The sequence below is a fragment of the Nocardiopsis synnemataformans genome (assembly GCF_965343085.1).
Lineage (GTDB): Bacteria > Actinomycetota > Actinomycetes > Streptosporangiales > Streptosporangiaceae > Nocardiopsis > Nocardiopsis alborubida.
This window is the reverse complement of the sequence record NZ_CBDRFA010000079.1, coordinates 1-17,340: the sequence shown is the minus strand read 5'-3', so window position 1 is coordinate 17,340 and position 17,340 is coordinate 1. Positions and strand designations below refer to the sequence as shown.

Here is a 17,340-nt window from a genome sequence, read left to right as displayed (position 1 = left end):
GCTCCCAACCCGAGGGCACGGTCCCGCCGAAGGTCCTGGAACGGGGCTCCGTCCAGGTGTCCGGGTGTCAGCGCAGGGCGCTGGGCTCCGGGGCCTCCACCGTCCGGTCGCCGCGGTCGCGCCGCCGCCCCGGGCGGTCCAGCACGCCCGCGAACACCGCGATGCCCAGGCCCACCACGGCCAGCACCGCGCCGATCGCGGCGGGGGAGGTGTACCCCAGGCCCGCGCTGATCCCGATACCGCCCAGCCAGGCCCCGGCGGCGTTGGCCAGGTTGAACGCCGAGTGGTTGGAGGCCGCCGCCATGGTCGGCGCCTCGGCGGCCTTGTTCATCACCAGCACCTGGAGCGGGGTGGCCACGCCGAACCCCACCGCGCCCAGGACCACCACCGTCGCCGCGGCCGTCCAGGGGTTGTGCACGGTCACCGTGAACACCACCAGCACCACCGCCAGGGCGGCGAGCGATCCGTAGATCGTCGGGCGCAGCGCCCGGTCGGCCAGGGGCCCCACGATCAGCGAACCCAGGGTCATGCCGGTGCCGAACAGGGCCAGGACGATCGGCACGCCGGACGCGGACATGCCCGCCAGCTCCGTCATCATCGGCGAGACGTAGCTGTAGACGGCGAACACCCCGGCGAACCCGAAGACCGCCGTGACCAGGCCCAGGACGACCTGGGAGCGGCCCAGCTCGCGCACCTCGTGGCGCAGGCCCGTACCGGAGGCCGCGGGCTGGTGCGGCACGAACACCGCGATGCCGAGCACGGCGAGCAGGGCGAGCCCGGCCACGACCAGGAACGCCGCGTGCCAGCCCATCGCCTGGCCCAGGAAGGTGCCCGCGGGTACGCCGACGATGTTGGCCACGGTCAGGCCGAGGAACATCCGCGAGACGCCCGTGGCCCGCCGCCCCGGGCCGGCGAGGTGCGCCGCGACCAGCGAGCCCACCCCCAGGTAGGCGCCGTGGGGCAGCCCGGCCAGGACCCGTGAGGCGAACACGGCGCCGAAGGACGGGGCCAGGACGGTGGCGAGGTTGCCCGCGAGGAAGAGCCCCATGAAGACGAGCAGGGCCGTCTTGCGGGGCAGCCGCGTGCTCAGCGCGGTGAGCAGCGGGGCGCCGACCACCACGCCCAGGGCGTAGGCGGAGATGAGGTATCCGGCGGTCGGAACCGGGACGCCGAGGTCGGCGGCGACCTCGGGCAGCAGTCCCATGATCACGAACTCGGTGGTGCCGATGGCGAACGCGCCGACGGCGAGGGCGAGCAGGGCCAGAGGCATGGGTGGGCCCCCTTCGAAGGGTCGGTCGGGGTTCACGGGTGCCGGGCGCCGCGGATGTGGGGGGTGCGTGGGCTTCCCGGGTCCGGCCGGGGCCGGATGACAGCGGAGGATTTAGCACGTGCCAATTCCAGTGTCGGACTTTTCCCGACCTGTGCCAACCGTCCGCGCGTGTGATGTGCCTCTTAGCGGCGCACCCACCATCGGGAACGTCGTGGACCACCGGTCGCACGCCGTCCCGGACGGGAGGGCCTCAGCGCGGGGGAGCGGTGCTGCCGCGCACCGTCAGGGCGGGCTCCAGCAGCAGGTGCCTGCTCTCGGTGCGCCCGCCGTCCAGGCGTTCGGCCGCGGAACGGACCGCGAGCCGCGCCATGCGCGCCGCGTCCTGGCGCACCGACGTGAGCTGGAGGAAGGACAGCCGCGCGGTCCGGCTGTCGTCGTAGCCCACGATCGAGACGTCCCCGGGCACGCTCACCCCGGCGCGGACCAGGGTCGCCAGCAGCCCGAACGCGCACAGGTCGTTGGCCGCGACCACGGCCGTGGGCAGGGCCTCCCGTGCCAGGAGCACCCGCGCCGCCCGCGCCCCCGCCTCCTCGGAGTAGTCGCCGGGCAGGACCTCGACGCGGTCGCCCAGGCCGTACCCGCGCATCGCCTCGGCGTAGCCCCGCGCGCGTTCACCGGACCCCGGCAGCCCGCCGCCGTCGACGTGCACGATGTCCCGGTGGCCCAGCTCCACCAGGTGTCCGACGGCCTGGCCCACGCCCACGGCGTCGGCCGTGCCCACGCTGTCGGTCCCCTCCGCGCCGGTGCGCTGGCCGATCTCCACCACGGGAATCCGTTCGGCGACCCGCGCCAGGTCCGCGGGAGCCTCCGCGGACAGACCGATCAGGATCAGCGCCTCGCAGCGCAGCCCCACCAGCTCGTCGATCGCCTCGCGTTCGCTGCGGGTGCTGGCCATCGCGCTCAACACCACGCCGTACCCGAGTTCGGCGGTGGCCGGGTAGAGCTCCTCGACCAGGTGGGCGTCCATCGGGTACTCCAGGCCGAAGAGCACGCCCACCTGTCGGCTGCGCGCCCGGCGCAGCAGCCGTGCGGCGGTGTCGGCCTGGTAGCCCAGTTCCTCGGCGGCGCGCAGGACCCGTTCCCGGGTCCGCGCGCTCGGGCCGGGGCGGTCGCCCAGCACCAGCGAGACCAGCTGCCGCGAGACCCCCAGGTGCGCCGCCACGTCGGCCATCGTCGGGTGCCGATGGGCGCCCGTCCCGTTCCCCGACATCTGCCTCCTCCGGTTCACGCCGCCGCCCGGCGTCCTCCCGGAGGGACGCCGCGCCTCATGGCCCGGCCGCCGACGCCTCTGGCCCGGCCGGGACCCACATTCTGGCACCGGCCGGTCGCCGCGCGGGCGGAGCGCTCACCGGCCGCGGGTACCGGAGTCGCGGTAGTCGGTGTAGGTGTAGGGGTTGTCCAGCACCTTGGAATCGGGGATGTCGGGGTTCATCCCCTCGATCCAGGCCTGCTCCCCGACCGAGGCGCGCAGGTGCTCGACGGTGGCCTCCACACCGCGGCGCACGGCCGCCAGGTCCACGCCCACCAGTCGGTGCTCGTACTTGACCACCCGCCCGTTGGCCAGGACCGTGTGCACGTCGGCGCGCTGGGCCTGGAGGGCGATGTGCCCGTAGGGGTTGAGCAGGGGGAAGGACACGGGTGAGTCGTCGTTGCGGATCAGCACCAGGTCGGCCTTGCCACCGGGCGCGATCCGGCCCAGGTCGTCGCGGCCCAGGGCGGCGGCCCCGCCCCGGGTGGCCCACTCCACCACCTGGTCGGCGCGCAGGGCGCTGTGGGTGACGGTGTCGCCGCGCCCGTGGGCCTCCTGGTGCTCGCGTGCGCGGTCGGCGCCCAGGGTGGCGCGCATGGCGCTGAACAGGTCCCCGCTCTGCCACACGCTGCTGTCCACCGACAGCGACACCGGGATGCCGTGCGCGCGCATCGCCCAGGTGGGCGGGTAGCCCTGACCGGCGCTCTGCTCGCTCTCGGTGGAGACCGACACCGACCCGCCGGTGGCGGCGATGCGCTGGTAGGAGTCCGGGGACAGGGAGGCGCCGTGCACGTACACCGTCTCGGGCCCCATGAAGCCGTGCTCGTGCATGAGCCGGACGCCGTCGTCACCCGTGGCACCCCACACCCCGGCGTGGGTGGTGACGGCCAACCCCAGGTCGCGCGCGGCCTCGAAGGCGGGCCTCTCGGGGAACTCCGGATCGCCGGTGACGTCGAAGGCGATCTGGAGGCCCAGCATGTCGTCGCCCCGGTGGCGCTCGACGAAGGCGCGCAGTTCGGGGCTGGTGGCCCACTCGGCGGGCGCCTGCTGGATGTTGCCGTAGGCCAGGACGTGGCGGCCGGGGACCGAGAGCAGCGCGTCGGCGGCCGCGTCGGCGTGTTCGGGGGTCCGAAGGCCGTGCGACCAGTCCACGACGGTGGTGATCCCGGCCTCCAGGGCCTCGACGGCGGCGAGCGTGTTGCCCGCGTGTACGTCGGCGGGACGGAACCGCGTGCCGTGTTCGAGGTAGTACCAGACGAAGTACTGGGCGAGGGTCCAGTCGGCCCCGTAGCCGCGCATGGCGGTCTGCCACATGTGCCGGTGGGTGTCGACCATCCCGGGCATGACCAGGCCGCCGGACGCGTCGATCTCCGCGGTGCCCTCGGGCACCGGCAGGCGCGGTCCCACGGCTGCCACGCGGTCGTCGACGACCAGGACGTCGGTGTCGCCCAGGACGGTGCGCGCGTCGTCCATGGGCAGCACCGTGCCGCCGCGCAGCACCACCGGTCGGCCCTGGGGGAAGTCGTTCGTTCTGTTCAAGGAGGGTTCCTCATCGTGTGTTCCTCGCGGACCGGTCGGGGGCCCGCGTCCGCGCCGCGCCCCTGGTCCGTCGTACGGTCCGTCGCGCGCCCCGTGCGGGCGCGCCTTCGGCGTCGCCGGCGGAGGGCGGGGGAGAGGGGCGAAGGACCCCGGACATGGCTGTGGCCCGCGTCCCCCAACGCGGGCCACAGCGGGCGCGGCCAGGATGCACTGAGTGCGGTCTGGCCGCTGGGAAGGCGGATGTAGCGACTGAGTACGTGCCGGAAACCCCCATTGCCGACACGAGCGCTGACATCCGCGCATGGATTGTGGTGTGCGCCTCACAGGACCTGCGGGTTGGGTGCGGGTGATGGGGATCGGGGTGCGGTCCGGGGCGCTTCATCTGTAAGAACGCTTCGTCTGTAGGAGGTGTTCCCGCTGGACGGACCGATTTTCGGATCGTCCGGTAAAAAGCAGGTGCGGACTGTCCCCGCTCTTCCTCAGCTCCTGACCACGCCCTACCCAAGGAGGCGGTTCCCATGCCCGCGACCCTCACCCTGTGGCGGCCCACCGGGCCCGCGGAACTCGCCCTGGTCGGGGATTCGGGCTGGCGGGAGTGGCCGCCGCGCCTTCCTGAGCAGCCGATCTTCTACCCCGTGCTCAACGAGGACTACGCGGTGCGCATCGCCCGCGAGTGGAACCTGCCACGCGACGGCGAGGGGCACGTCACACGGTTCCGCGTGGACGCGGACTTCGCCTCCCGTTATCCGGTGCGGCAGGCGGGCGGGCACACGATCCTGGAGCTGTGGGTGCCCGCCGAGGAGTTGGTCGAGTTCAACGCCCACATCGTCGGTCCGATCGAGCTGGTGCGCTCCTTCCTGCCCGAGAACCCCGAGGGTGTCGTCCCCGCCTGAGGGGGCCGTTCCCGAGCGGGAGCGGTGCTTCCGGGCAGGAGCTGTGCGCGCGGGCGATCGCCGGAGCGGTCCCGCCTGAGGGGACCGCCCCGGTGCGGAGCACCTTCGGAGCCGGGCGCCCCGAACTCAGGTTCTGGGGTCGGTGACGACGAGCAGGTCGGGGTCCACGTCGGTGAGGGCGGCCATGACGTCGCCGAGGGCGTCGGCGAGCACCACGGGGTCGCGGTCGGTCCGGTCTCGGTCCTGGTGGGGAAGGCGGCGTCGGGGATCGAGGGTGGTGGCCATGGGGCTGCGGGCGCGCGGGCCGGGGGTGTGCGCCCTCCTCCTTCACGTGTTCAGCCGTTCCGGTCGCCGTGACGCCCGGTGACCGTGCCGTTGTCGGCTTTTCCAGGGATACCAGGGAAGAGTGACATTCGGTGGATACGGAGCGTGCCTGTGGATGAACGCGGGTCCACCGAGCGGCGCGCGCGGGGGAATACGGGGGCGGCGTCGGGGCGTTCCGCGTGATAGTTTAATCGGAAACTACTTCTTTGGAAGATACCTAGGGGAGCGGGCCATGCAGTTCGGAATCTTCTCGGTGAGCGACGTGACCACCGACCCCACCACCGGCCGTACGCCGACCGAGGCCGAGCGCGTCAAGGCGATGGTGACCATCGCGCTCAAGGCCGAGGAGGTCGGCCTGGACGTCTTCGCCACCGGCGAGCACCACAACCCGCCGTTCGTGGCCTCCTCGCCGACCACGATGCTCGGCTACGTCGCGGCCAGGACCGAGAAGCTCATCCTGTCCACCTCCACCACGCTGATCACCACCAACGACCCGGTGAAGATCGCCGAGGACTTCGCCATGCTCCAGCACCTGGCGGAGGGCCGGGTGGACCTGATGATGGGCCGCGGCAACACCGGCCCCGTCTACCCCTGGTTCGGGCAGGACATCCGTCAGGGCATCCCGCTGGCCCTGGAGAACTACAACCTTCTGCACCGGCTCTGGCGCGAGGACGTGGTGGACTGGGAGGGCAAGTTCCGCACCCCGTTGCAGGGCTTCACCTCCACGCCGCGCCCCCTGGACGACGTGCCGCCCTTCGTCTGGCACGGCTCCATCCGCAGCCCGGAGATCGCCGAGCAGGCCGCCTACTACGGTGACGGCTTCTTCCACAACAACATCTTCTGGCCCGCCACGCACACCAAGAAGCTCATCTCGCTCTACCGCCGCCGTTTCGAGCACTACGGCCACGGCAAGGCCGACCAGGCCATCGTCGGCCTGGGCGGGCAGGTGTTCATGCGCAAGAACTCCCAGGACGCGGTCAAGGAGTTCCGGCCCTACTTCGACAACGCGCCGGTCTACGGCGGCGGCCCCTCCCTGGAGGAGTTCACCCGCGAAACCCCGCTGACCGTCGGCAGCCCGCAGGAGGTCATCGACCGCACGCTGGGCTTCCGCGACTCCTTCGGCCACTACCAGCGCCAGCTCTTCCTCATGGACCACGCGGGCCTGCCGCTCAAGACGGTCCTGGAGCAGCTGGACCTGCTCGGCGAGGAGGTCGTGCCGGTGCTGCGCAAGGAGTTCGCCGCCGGGCGGCCCGCGCACGTGCCCGACGCGCCCACCCACGCCTCTCTGCTGGCGGCCCGACAGGGTGAGCGGACCGCGCCCGGCCAGGACGGCCAGCGGTAGGACGACCACTCCGGCCCGGGCCCCGCCGTGTCAGGAACCCGAACGGGACCCGTGCGCGGCGGGGCTCCACGGCAGGGCCTCTAGCCGACCGGCTCCTCGGTCCGCGGGGTACGGGCCCCGTCATCGTCGCCGTCCTCGTCCGGGGACGGGCGCGGAACGACGATGCCCTGCTCGATCGCCATGTCGCGCAGCAGCGGGTGCGTGGTCCACAGCGTCGGCAGCATGATCAGGCCGACGGGCACCGCGGTCACCACGATGAAGGACTGCAACGCCTGGATCCCGCCGTCCCCCACCAGGAGCAGCGCGACGGCGGCCAGGCCCATCCCCACGCACCAGAACGCGCGGACCACGCCCGAGGGCTCGCCCTCGTGCATGCTGGAGACCGAGATGGCGTAGGACATCGAGTCGAGCGTGGACGCCAGGAAGATCAGCGCGACGATCACCGTCAGCACGCCCAGCACCGCCGTCAGCGGCAGCGCCTCCAGGATGGCCAGCGCCGCGGCGGGCAGGCCGTCCTGGGCGTAGGGGCCCGTGATCACCCCCGGATCCTGCTTCTCCAGCCAGATGCCGGTGCCGCCCAGCGCGGTGAACCAGATCGTGGTCACCACCGTGGGCAGCACCGTCGCCCCGACGTAGATGTCGCGCACGGTGCGGCCCCGGGAGATGCGGGCGAAGAAGATCGCCATCATCGGACCGAAGCCCAGGAACCAGCCGAAGAAGAACAGGGTCCAGTACCCCAGCCACTGCTCGTCGCCGGTGTACAGGGCCATGGGCAGGAACTCCTGCGCGTGCACCACGCTCGCCTGGATGTAGAGGTCCGCGACGAAGGGCAGCGACCCCATGCCGAGGATGGCCAGGATGAGGGTCAGCGCCACCCAGACGTTGGCCCGGCTCAGCAGCTGGATGCCCTTGTGGATCCCGCTCAGCACCGACACCGCGGACACCACGGTCAGGCCCAGGATGATCAGCGCCTGGACGGCGTAGGTGTTGGGCAGCCCGAACAGCTGACTACAGATGTAGGAGATCTGGAGCCCGAGGAAGCCGATGGGCCCCACGGTCCCGGCCACCACGGCGAGCACGCAGCTGATGTCGACGACCGTGCCGATCCAGTGCGTGCGAATGCGCTCGCCCATGAGCGGCCACAGCAGGGTGCGCGGACGCAGCGGCATGCCCTTCTCGACCCCGCGCATCATGACCAGGGTGGCCAGCGCACCGCCGATCGCCCAGCCGATGAAGCCCCAGTGCACGAAGCTCTGCGCCATCGCGACGGCGGCGGCCGAGCCCTCGTCCACCTGGTCGGCGTACTGCGGCGGCGGGGAGGAGTAGTGGGCGATGGGTTCGGCCGCCGCCCAGAACACCCCTCCGGCGGCGAGCAGGGTGGTGGTGATCATCGCGACCCAGGTGAACCGGTTGAACTCGGGCTTGCCGGAGCCGCCCATGCGCACCCGGCCGTAGCGGGAGAAGGCCAGGATGGTGATGACGACGAAGGTGGCCAGCATCAGCAGCTGCCAGTAGGCGCCGAACCAGCGCGCGGACCAGGTGAAGGCCGTGTCCACGGCGGTCCCGACCACACCGGGCGAGACCAGGGCGGCCGCGACGAAGACGGTCATGAAGGCGCCGGACACGCCCATGACCCAGAAGTCGGTACGTCTGCCTCGCGCGGACGCGCGTGAGCGCAGAGTGGAGAACATGGAGTAGAGGAAGCCCCTCGAATGGAAGCACCGGCCGGGACGCGCCGCAGCCGGTATCTGAAGTTCCATGCGCTGTGCGCGCGTGGCGGCCGCCGGGAACGACCGCCCGGTCTCACGGCCAGCGCGGCAGGCGCGGCATGGGGTGGGGCGGAGCGTCAGACGCAGCCCTGCCCGGTCGCCGACGGGCACTGACGGCGGGGGACGAGGGGGAAGAATGGTCCCCGGGTCCCACCGCGGGCGGCGCGACGACGACGTTCCACACTATCGCAGGCCACGGCGTGCGTCCGTGTGAGGGTAAACACTGGTAACGGGTTGCCGGGGCCGTCCGCGGAGGGTCGGCGTGTGGCCGTCCCGCCCGGACGCCGTACCCGGCGCCGACTGCGACAATAAGGACATGTCGCCCATTTCTCCGCTCCCGGAGCGCACCGGCAGCGCATCGCCCGGGACGGCCGCACCCTCCGGCGGGGGCGCGGGCCTGGGGGCCTGGCGGCGCGAGCCGAGCACCCTGGTGCGGCGGGCCGCCCCGCTTCCGCAGGGCGCCGCGGAGGCCTTCGTGATCATCGCGGAGTCGCACGTGCCGGGCGCCCCCACGGAGTGGGAGCCGCACGCGCACCCCGCGCACGAGCTGGTGTGGGTGCGCTGCGGGGCGCTGACCGCCCGCGTCGGCGACCGTGTCTTCACCGTCTCCGAGGGGTGCGGGCTGTGGGTGCCCGCGGGGGAGGTGCACGCCGGTCGGCTGACGGCGAAGGCCGAACTCCACACCGCCTTCTTCGCCCCGGACCGCACGCCGGTCGCCTTCGAGGGCCCGACCGCCATCGCGATGACCCCGGTGCTGGAGTCACTGCTGATGCGCCTGGCCCGCACCGACCTCGACGCCGGGGCGCGCTCGCGCGCGGAGGCGGTCGTGTTCGACGTGCTGGAGCCGTCGCGGCCCCAGCTCGCGCTGCGCCTGCCCGGCGACGCCCGGGCCGACGTGATCGCCGACGCCCTGTTGCGCGACCCCACCGACGGCCGCTCCCTGGAGGAGTGGGCGCGCGACCTGGGAGTCAGCCCCCGCACGGTCAGCCGCGCCTTCCGCACCGCCACCGGGCTCTCGTTCGCGCAGTGGCGGCAGTCACTGCGCATCCACCGGGCGCTCATGCTGCTCGGCGAGGGGTGCGAGGTGCAGGACGCCGCCGAACTCCTCGGATACGCCCAGACCAGCACCTTCATCGACGCCTTCCGGCGCGTGATGGGCACCACTCCGGGGGCGTACTTCGGCGCTCCGCAGACGGCAGTTGACCGGAATTCCGTATCCGGTGTCCGGAAGTCCTGATTGCGGCCACGGAGCGGCCGAATCTATCCTGGGTGAGTGAAGGCTAACCTAAGTTTCTGGTCGGGCGATGGTGCGCGCGTTCGGTCGAATCCCCTGATCGGGCACCGTGCACGCGCCGCCCGAGGTGCCGTCCGCACCGTGCCGCGTCCGTCCTCCGCCCCGGCTGCCACAGCCCCGGCCACCGCAGCAGCCCCGGCACGCCCGGCGTGCGCAGCGCCGTGACGCGGGCGCACGCCCTGAGCGGGGACCGGCTGGTCCTGAGCTACGGCAGGTCCACGGTCGTCCACGGGGCCTCGCTGTCCCTGGAGGCCGGGCGCGTGACCGCCCTGGTGGGCCCCAACGGCAGCGGCAAGTCGACGCTCCTGCGTTCGCTCGCCCGACTGCACCGCGTCGACGACGGACACGTCACGCTCGGCGGCCGGGACGGGCAGCCCGAACGCCCGGTGTCCCTGCTCAGCGCGCGCCGGTTCGCCAGGGAGGTCACCCTGTTCGCCCAGGCCCGGCCCACGCCGGAGGGCCTGGCGGTCCGGGACGTCGTCGCGTTCGGACGCCACCCCTACCGGCGCGGCCTCGCGGGGCTCTCCGCGCGGGACCGGCGCGCCATCGAACACGCGATGGAGGCCACCGGGGTACGGGACATGGCCGACCGGGCGGCCGGACAGCTCTCCGGCGGAGAGATGCAGCGCGTCTGGCTCGCCACCTGCCTGGCCCAGGACACCGGCGTCGTGCTGCTGGACGAGCCCACCAACCACCTGGACCTGCGCTACCAGGTCGAGACCCTCGACCTGATCCGCGACCTCGCCGAGGACCACGGGGTCGCCGTCGGCGTCGTGCTGCACGACCTCGACCACGCGGCGCGCGTCGCGGACACGCTGCTGCTGCTGAGCGCCGGACGCGTCCACGCCGCGGGCGACCCGGCCGAGGTCCTCACCACCCACAACCTCAGCGAGGTCTACGGAATCCGGGTCGAGGTCGCCCACGACCCCCGGACCGGACGCCTGCGCATCGACCCCGTGGGCCGCCACACGGCCCGTTCCCGGTCCGCCTCCCCGAACCGCCCCGACACAGAAGAACAGAACAGAGAGAACCCATGACCCGTCTCCCCCATCTCGCGACCGCGGCCTGTGCCGCCCTCGCCCTCGCCGTGACAGGATGCGGCACCACCAGCGTGGAGGAGGCCGAGACCGACGGCGTCGCCGCGCCCGCCTCGGAGAGCTGCGCCGAGGACACCACGACCACGTCCACCGGACCGGTGTCGCTGACCGACGGGGTCGGCCGACAGGTGGAGCTCGACCAGCCCGCCGAACGCATCGCGGTCCTGGAGTGGCAGCAGGTCGAGGACGCGCTCACCCTGTGCGTCACCCCCGTGGCGGTCTCCGACACGGAGGGCTACGGCACGTGGGTGAGCGCGGAGGAGCTGCCCGAGGGCGTGACCGACATCGGCAGCCGCGAGGAGCCCGACCTCGACACCCTCTACGCGCAGAACCCCGACCTGGTCATCGTGGAGGCCTTCAGCGCCGACGACGAGATCATCGCGCGGCTGGAGGAGCGCGGCGTGCCCGTCCTCGTCACGCTGGGCGCCGACCCGGCCGACCCCGTCGGGAACATGCGGCGCGTCTTCCGGATGATCGGCGAGGCGACGGGGCGCACCGAGCGGGCCGACCAGGTGATCCAGGAGTTCGACGACCACCTCGCCGAGGCCAGGGAGCGGGTGGCCGCCGTCGACCTGTCGACGACGGACTTCCTGTACTTCGACGGGTGGCTCCAGGGCGGCAACCTCACCATCCGGCCCTACGGCGAGGGCGCGCTGTTCACCGCGCTCGGCGAGGAGCTCGGGATGACCCCGGTCTGGACGGACGAGATCAACGAGGCCTACGGGGACGGCGGCGTCAACCCCTCCTACGGCCTGGCGCAGACCGACGTCGAGGGACTCACCGCCGTGGGCGAGGCCAACCTCTTCTACGCCAACGACGAGGGCGTCGGCGGCTACGTGGAGGCGTTGGAGGAGAACCCGATCTGGAACTCCCTCCCGGCCGTCGAGGAGGACCGGGCGCACGCCTTCCCCCCGCGGATCTGGGGCGCGGGCGGCCCGCGCTCGACCGCGCAGGCGGTCGACGCCTTCGCCGACGCGATCACGCGGGGATGAGCGGACTGCTTCAGGCCCCGTCCCGGCGGTCCCCGCTGCCGCGCGTCGGCGTGCGCGGCGGCACCGCCGGGGCGGCGGTCCTCGTAGGCCTGGTCACCGCGATCCTCGCGGTGGCCGTGTGGCACCTCACACAGGGAACCTCCGGCGTGGGGTGGTGGGACCTGGCGCGCTACGCGGCCGGGGAGCGGGAGGCCGTCGACGGGGTGCCGGTCGGCGACGTGCTGGCCGGATCGCGGCTTCCGCGCCTGTTCGCCGGTGTGGCCGTGGGCTTCGCCCTCGGCGTCGCCGGAGCACTGTTGCAGTCGGTCACACGCAACACGCTCGCCTCTCCCGACACGCTCGCGGTCACGGCGGGGTCCTATCTCGCCCTCACCCTGGTGGCCGCGTTCGGGTTCGCCGTCCCGCTGTGGGCCTCCGGTCTGGTGGCCTTCACCGGAGGGCTGCTGGCCGCGGTCCTCGTGCTGGGACTCGCGGGCAACGCCGCCGGTACGGCCACGACCCGGCTGATCCTGGCCGGTTCGGCGACGGCGATGGCCCTGGACGCGGCGACCGCGATGCTGCTGATCCTGTTCAAGGAGAACACCACCGGCCTCTTCGCCTGGGGGAGCGGTTCCCTCGCCCAGCTCAACATCGACGCGTCCCTGCGCGCGATGCCGCTCATCGTCGCCGTGCTGGGCGCGGCGCTGCTGTTGAGCCGACGACTGGACGTGCTGGGCCTGGGCGACGACACCGCGGCCTCGCTCGGCGTGCCCCTGCGCTCGACCCGGACCGCCGCGGTGCTCTGCGCGGTGCTCCTCACCGGAGCGGCGGTGACGCTGGCCGGTCCGATCGCCTTCGTCGGCCTGGGCGCGCCCGTGCTGGCGCGCCTGCTCGCCGGGCGGATCCGGCCGCTGCGAAGGCACCTGCTCCTGGTGACCGTCTCCGGGCTCCTCGGCGCCCTCCTGGTCCTGCTCGCGGACGCCGGGCTGCGCGCGCTGCTCGGCGCCGAGGGCGCCGCCTCGATCCCCACGGGAGTGCCCACGGCCGTGCTCGGCGGTCTGCTCATCGTGGTCCTGGCCCTGCGCCTGCGCGACGCGGGCCCGGTGCGCCGACCGCCGGGCGCGCGGACCGGACCGCGCACCCGGGGACGCTTCCTCGGCGTCCTCCTCGTCGCGGCGGCCCTGCTCGTCGCGGCGGTGCTCGTGGGCCTGCTCGCGGGCAGCCTGTGGCTGCGCACCGGGGACATCGCCCTGTGGCTCCAGGGGACCGCGCCGGACCTGATCGGCCGGTCCCTGGACGAACGGGTCCCCCGCGTGGCCGCCGCCGTGCTCGCCGGAGCGGCGCTCGCCCTGGCCGGGAGCGCCGTCCAGAGCACCGTGCGCAACCCGCTCGCGGAGCCGGGACTGCTGGGCATCACCGCCGGAGCCGGTCTGGGGGCGGTGATCGTGGTGACCTCCAGCGCGACGGCCGGCCTGCCGTCGCTGGTCACCATGTCGGTCCTCACGGGCCTGGCCACGTTCGCGCTGATCGCCGTGCTGGCCTGGAGGGGCGGACTGCGTCCGGACCGGTTCGTCCTGATCGGCATCGGGTGCGGGTACAGCCTGAGCGCGGTCACGACGTTCCTGCTCCTGCGCGCCGATCCCTGGCAGACTCCGCGCATCTTCACGTGGCTGTCCGGCACGACCTACGGGCGCACCCTGCCGGAGGTCGTGCCGGTCGCGGTGGCACTCGTCCTCGCGGCGCCGCTGATCATCGTGATGGCCCGTCACCTCGACCTGCTCGCCGTCGACGAGGACACGCCCCGCATCCTCGGCATGCGGGTGGAGCGGATGCGGCTGGTGCTGCTCACCGTCGCCGCGGTCCTCGCCGCCGTCAGCGTGGTCGCGGTCGGGGTCGTCGGCTTCGTCGGGCTCGTGGCGCCCCACCTGGCCCGCGCGCTGGTCGGCGCCCGGCACGGGCGCAGCGTTCCGGTCGCGATGCTGCTGGGCGCACTGCTGGTCTGCGTGGCGGACACCCTCGGGCGCACGCTCCTGGCCCCGGCCCAGCTGCCGGCCGGGCTCATGATCGCCCTGGTCGGCGCCCCCTACCTCGTCTGGCTGCTGCGCCGCTCCCGCGCGTGAACCGCCCTGTCGGCCCCTCTGATCCCCACCAGGAGTAGCGAATGCCACCTCACAACCCCGACGCGCCCGCCCCGGTCGTCGTCCCGTTCGACCCGGCCGCCCGGCCCGCGCCGCTGGAGCGGATCGCCCCCGGCCGGGTGCTCGAACGCTGGGGAGCGGTCGACCGCTCGGCCCACGCACCCGAGATCGTGGCCGTCCCCGACGGCGAGGGGGAGGGCTGGGCCGCCGCCGCGCTGGTGACGGCGCGCCCCCGGACGGCCTACGCCAAGATCGTCGACGCCGTCGGCGACGTGCCCGCCGCGGTGGAGGCGGTCCTGGCGCACGCGCGGGGCAGGGGGCTCGTACAGGTCAAGTGGGAGGGGTGGACGGTCGGCGCCGAGGACGCCGCGGCCCTCGGCTTCGTGCCGCTGGAGACCCCGTGCGGGACGCCCGAGGACGCCAGCCGCCCGCGCACGGGCTACGTGCGCTGGCTGGGTGAGGGCCCGGCGGAGGAGCCGCCGTACTACCGGCAGTCGACGAACTTCACGTGCGGCGCCGTCACCGCCCTGGTCGCGCAGGCGCGGGCGGGAGCGGTGCCCCGGGAGTCCCTCGACCGCCCGGCGGAGCTGACGCTGTGGCGCGACGCGACGAACTTCCCCGCCTGCGAGCCCGTCGGGCTGGGCGTCGCCGTGCGCCGGGCGTGGCCGTCGTCGCCCGTCACGGTGTTCCTCGACACGGACCGGCCGGTCATGCTCGACTCCTACACCGGGGCCGAGAGGGAGTGGCGCGCCGTCCTCCAGCGCGCGTCGCGCGCGGACGCGGCGCGGGCCGGGGTCCCGCTCGACCCGCGCCGTCTCTCGCTGGAAGGTGTCCGCGGCGCGATCTCCCGGGGGGAGTGCGTCCTGCTGCTGGTCTGCCTGGCCGCGATGCAGGGTTTCGACGTGCCGCACTGGGTGCTCTGCCACGGCGCCGTGCCGGGCGCGGTCGTCATCGAGGACCCGTGGACCAACGACGCCACGGGGGACACCTGGGTCGACGCCCACCTGCTGCCCGTGTCCGACTCCGCGCTCGACGCGATGTCGGCTATGGAAGGGGACGGGTACCGCGGCGCCGTGGGCATCGCGGCACCGGAGGGCGGTGAGATCGCGCCGCCGCCGGTGAGACCGCCCCGGGCCTGTGAAACGTTTCACCCAGGTCCGTCCGGCGGCCGCCGCGGCCTCCGGTTCTGGGAAAGTGGGGACGGGGCACGGCACACCGTGTCCCGCAGCACCAACAGCGAGGAGGGGCGATGATCCTCATCGTCGTCAAGTTCCGGGTCAGGCCCGAGGTCGGGGACGGGTTCCTGGACGCGGTCGCCGACTTCACCGCGGCCACCCGCGCCGAGCCGGGCAACCTGTGGTTCGAGTGGTCCCGCAGCGTCGAGCGCGAGAACGAGTTCGTACTCGTCGAGGCGTTCAAGGACGGCGCCGCCGAGGCGCACGTCAGCAGCGACCACTTCCGCGACGGACTGGCCGCCATGAAGCCGCTGCTCACCGAGACCCCGCTCATCGTCAGCCGGGCCGTGGAGGGCGAGGGCTGGGACCGGATGGGCGAGCTCACCATCGACGCCTAGACGGTTTCGTGGGAAGAGGGGATTTTTTTCTCCTGCCCACTCGGCAGCGGGAACGTCGAGGAGGCCATGTTTTCCACGAGCGGTCACGTTTTCCACAGGTGGTGGTTGGGGGTGTTCCCGGGTGGGGTGGGGATGGTTTCCTGGAAATAGGGGGGATCCCACCCACGTGCGTTTCGGCATGCCCTTAAACACCCGGCGCACCAACGGGAATAACGATTTGAGGGGTAGGGAGGGGCCGTCATCAGGTCTCTCCCCTGCGCTGTTCTTGTCTGGGGTCGTTGGCGGCAACGAAAGCGCGCCAGCTGCCGCGAAGTGGAACAGTCTTCGATAAACGGTCAGCGCCCGGTGGGGGTGAGGGTCCCTGACGACAAGCGGCACCAAAGGCGGGAGCGGCTGGCGGAGGGCGACCAACGCCCGAGGTACGGGGGTGGCTGGGCTCTGCTGCGTCGGCACCAACGGCAGGCAGGACCTCCAGCCTCGGGCAACGCCCCCGGCCCCTGCGGCCAGGGCGGGCGACGGTGACACCAAAGGCGAGCGATCATTTCGGCCGCGCGTTTTTGGACAACCCCATTGTGAATTCCTGGATACAAACAACCCCCATCGGCGGGTCAGGAAAAGAGCTTGATTGGCCTTGGGAATGGCTGGTCAAATGGCGGACGCTGGCTTATAATAAGAAGCATGGAGATGATGTGCGAAGCACCCAGTGTGAGCCCCCGGGACTGTTCCCCGGCCGTGGCCGCGCTGGCCGGTGCGCGCACCATTATCGAGGAAGCGTGGAACGGGGAAATCCCGCCCGGGGTGGACGAAGCAGCCGCCGAGGAGATCGCCGCGCTGTGGGCCGAAACGGAACGAATCCGCTTTGACGCCTTGGTGCGCATGGCCCGTCTGTACGCGCGGGGTGAGGTGGCCCGCTACAGCGGCTACTCCACCTTGGATAAGTGGATCACCCACCGGTGCAAGGTTCCCGCCAGCCAGGCCAAGGATTTGGCTCGTCTGGCCCAGCACGTGCACGAGGAGACGTTGCCGGCCACGGTTCAGGCTGTGGGCGAGGGCACGGTGGCTTTGGGTGAGGCGGTCGCGATCGCCAAGGCCACTGACAAAGCCGTCCAGGCCCGGGATGAGGACCACTTTCCGGACGCGGTGGAGTACCGGCAGGGGTTTGAGTCGGCGTTGGTGGCCGCCAAGGCAGAGCGGCCCGCGTTGTCGGTCAACCAACTCCAGTCGGTGGCCCGTCGGGTCGCTTATCGGTTGGACCCGCACCGCCTGGACCGCGATCACGAGGCCGCCCACGCCGGGCGTGGTTTGGTCGTGCATGACACGTTCCAGGGCAGCTACCAGTTGCAGGCCTGGGGCGGGGTCGGGGACGCGTTGATCGTGCGCGCGGCCATCGACACCTTCACCACCCCGCCCTCTACTGAGGACACCCGGTCCCGGTCTCAGCGTGAGCATGACGCGCTCATCGCGGCGCTGCGCTTTGCGACTACCCACACCGGGTGCGACAACGCTCCGGCTCCGCTGGCGCAGATCCGCGTTATGGTGCCGGTCAACACCTACCTGAACGCTCGCGGCCAGGAGGTTCCGGTGTTGGACGAGCGCGGCCGGGTGATCCCGGCCGGGGTGGTGCACGAACTCTCCGCAGATGCGGAGGTGGTGCGGATGCTCACCGCCCCACCGACGGGGCGGGTGCTGGATGTGGCCCCCAGCCGCCGGTTGGCTTCGGCCCGACAACGCGCGGCGGCCTTTCACGGGCATGTCACGTGCGCGCATCCGGGCGGGTGTGAGGTGCCGGTGGCCTGGTGCCAGGCCGACCACGTCACCTCG

14 protein-coding genes are annotated in these 17,340 nt (G+C 72.6%); 9 read left to right on the top strand and 5 right to left on the bottom strand.

Features of this window, described 5'->3' with window-relative positions; all coding sequences use genetic code 11:
* Positions 1-67 precede the first annotated feature (67 nt).
* From ACSIH6_RS32315 to ACSIH6_RS32305, 3 genes are all read right to left on the bottom strand, one after another.
* Positions 68-1,270 carry an MFS transporter gene (locus ACSIH6_RS32315; protein WP_435112135.1) on the bottom strand — a complete coding sequence of 401 codons (1,203 nt, stop codon included), beginning with the start codon at positions 1,268-1,270 and terminating at the stop codon, positions 68-70.
* Between the two features lie 250 nt (positions 1,271-1,520).
* Entirely contained in the window at positions 1,521-2,540 is a 1,020-nt protein-coding gene (locus ACSIH6_RS32310) for a LacI family DNA-binding transcriptional regulator (protein ID WP_435112134.1), read from the bottom strand.
* A gap of 135 nt (positions 2,541-2,675) precedes the next feature.
* Positions 2,676-4,118: an amidohydrolase family protein gene (locus ACSIH6_RS32305; RefSeq protein WP_435112133.1), complete on the bottom strand. Its 1,443-nt coding sequence runs from the start codon at positions 4,116-4,118 to the stop codon at positions 2,676-2,678.
* Between the two features lie 518 nt (positions 4,119-4,636).
* Here ACSIH6_RS32305 and ACSIH6_RS32300 point away from each other — a divergent pair.
* On the top strand, positions 4,637-5,011 hold the full coding sequence (locus ACSIH6_RS32300; protein ID WP_435112132.1) for an ADP-ribosylation/crystallin J1: 375 nt from the start codon (positions 4,637-4,639) through the stop codon (positions 5,009-5,011).
* Between the two features lie 126 nt (positions 5,012-5,137).
* Here ACSIH6_RS32300 and ACSIH6_RS32295 read toward each other — a convergent pair whose 3' ends face one another.
* The gene (locus ACSIH6_RS32295; protein WP_435112131.1) at positions 5,138-5,296 is read right to left on the bottom strand and encodes a hypothetical protein; all 159 of its coding nucleotides are present in this window, start codon (positions 5,294-5,296) and stop codon (positions 5,138-5,140) included.
* Between the two features lie 271 nt (positions 5,297-5,567).
* On the opposite strand from ACSIH6_RS32295, the gene ACSIH6_RS32290 reads away from it, so the two are divergent.
* Positions 5,568-6,677, top strand: coding sequence for an LLM class flavin-dependent oxidoreductase (locus tag ACSIH6_RS32290; protein WP_435112130.1), 1,110 nt, complete (start codon positions 5,568-5,570; stop codon positions 6,675-6,677).
* A gap of 80 nt (positions 6,678-6,757) precedes the next feature.
* Here the strand turns inward: ACSIH6_RS32290 and ACSIH6_RS32285 are convergent, their stop codons facing one another.
* On the bottom strand, positions 6,758-8,368 hold the full coding sequence (locus ACSIH6_RS32285) for a BCCT family transporter (RefSeq protein ID WP_435112129.1): 1,611 nt from the start codon (positions 8,366-8,368) through the stop codon (positions 6,758-6,760).
* A 394-nt stretch (positions 8,369-8,762) separates the two neighbouring features.
* Here ACSIH6_RS32285 and ACSIH6_RS32280 point away from each other — a divergent pair, with 394 nt between their 5' ends.
* From ACSIH6_RS32280 to ACSIH6_RS32250, 7 genes are all read left to right on the top strand, one after another.
* Positions 8,763-9,683 (top strand): helix-turn-helix domain-containing protein, encoded by a 921-nt coding sequence (locus ACSIH6_RS32280; RefSeq protein ID WP_435112128.1) that lies wholly within the window; start codon positions 8,763-8,765, stop codon positions 9,681-9,683.
* Between the two features lie 206 nt (positions 9,684-9,889).
* A complete protein-coding gene (locus tag ACSIH6_RS32275; protein ID WP_435112127.1) occupies positions 9,890-10,777 on the top strand; it encodes an ABC transporter ATP-binding protein in 888 nt (295 codons plus the stop codon).
* Positions 10,774-11,829 carry an iron-siderophore ABC transporter substrate-binding protein gene (locus ACSIH6_RS32270; RefSeq protein ID WP_435112126.1) on the top strand — a complete coding sequence of 352 codons (1,056 nt, stop codon included), beginning with the start codon at positions 10,774-10,776 and terminating at the stop codon, positions 11,827-11,829. The genes ACSIH6_RS32275 and ACSIH6_RS32270 overlap by 4 nt, the downstream gene beginning before the upstream one ends.
* Positions 11,826-13,928, top strand: a complete 2,103-nt coding sequence (locus ACSIH6_RS32265; protein WP_435112125.1) for an iron ABC transporter permease — start codon at positions 11,826-11,828, stop codon at positions 13,926-13,928. The genes ACSIH6_RS32270 and ACSIH6_RS32265 overlap by 4 nt, the downstream gene beginning before the upstream one ends.
* Positions 13,929-13,969: 41 nt before the next feature.
* Positions 13,970-15,199, top strand: a complete 1,230-nt coding sequence (locus ACSIH6_RS32260) for a peptidase C39 family protein (RefSeq protein WP_435112124.1) — start codon at positions 13,970-13,972, stop codon at positions 15,197-15,199.
* Positions 15,196-15,519 (top strand): putative quinol monooxygenase, encoded by a 324-nt coding sequence (locus tag ACSIH6_RS32255; RefSeq protein ID WP_435112123.1) that lies wholly within the window; start codon positions 15,196-15,198, stop codon positions 15,517-15,519. Before ACSIH6_RS32260 ends, ACSIH6_RS32255 begins: the two co-directional genes overlap by 4 nt.
* 687 nt (positions 15,520-16,206) lie before the next feature.
* The coding region (locus ACSIH6_RS32250) for a DUF222 domain-containing protein (RefSeq protein ID WP_435112156.1) at positions 16,207-17,340 on the top strand (1,134 nt) is incomplete at its 3' end.

Bases quoted from the DNA above. Each gene is read 5' to 3' on its own strand.
- ACSIH6_RS32315 (WP_435112135.1), bottom strand. From the start codon at position 1,270: ATGCCTCTGGCCCTGCTCGCCCTCGCCGTCGGCGCGTTCGCCATCGGC.
- ACSIH6_RS32310 (WP_435112134.1), bottom strand. From the start codon at position 2,540: ATGTCGGGGAACGGGACGGGCGCCCATCGGCACCCGACGATGGCCGAC.
- ACSIH6_RS32300 (WP_435112132.1), top strand. From the start codon at position 4,637: ATGCCCGCGACCCTCACCCTGTGGCGGCCCACCGGGCCCGCGGAACTC.
- ACSIH6_RS32295 (WP_435112131.1), bottom strand. From the start codon at position 5,296: ATGGCCACCACCCTCGATCCCCGACGCCGCCTTCCCCACCAGGACCGA.
- ACSIH6_RS32290 (WP_435112130.1), top strand. From the start codon at position 5,568: ATGCAGTTCGGAATCTTCTCGGTGAGCGACGTGACCACCGACCCCACC.
- ACSIH6_RS32285 (WP_435112129.1), bottom strand. From the start codon at position 8,368: ATGTTCTCCACTCTGCGCTCACGCGCGTCCGCGCGAGGCAGACGTACC.
- ACSIH6_RS32280 (WP_435112128.1), top strand. From the start codon at position 8,763: ATGTCGCCCATTTCTCCGCTCCCGGAGCGCACCGGCAGCGCATCGCCC.
- ACSIH6_RS32270 (WP_435112126.1), top strand. From the start codon at position 10,774: ATGACCCGTCTCCCCCATCTCGCGACCGCGGCCTGTGCCGCCCTCGCC.
- ACSIH6_RS32265 (WP_435112125.1), top strand. From the start codon at position 11,826: ATGAGCGGACTGCTTCAGGCCCCGTCCCGGCGGTCCCCGCTGCCGCGC.
- ACSIH6_RS32260 (WP_435112124.1), top strand. From the start codon at position 13,970: ATGCCACCTCACAACCCCGACGCGCCCGCCCCGGTCGTCGTCCCGTTC.
- ACSIH6_RS32255 (WP_435112123.1), top strand. From the start codon at position 15,196: ATGATCCTCATCGTCGTCAAGTTCCGGGTCAGGCCCGAGGTCGGGGAC.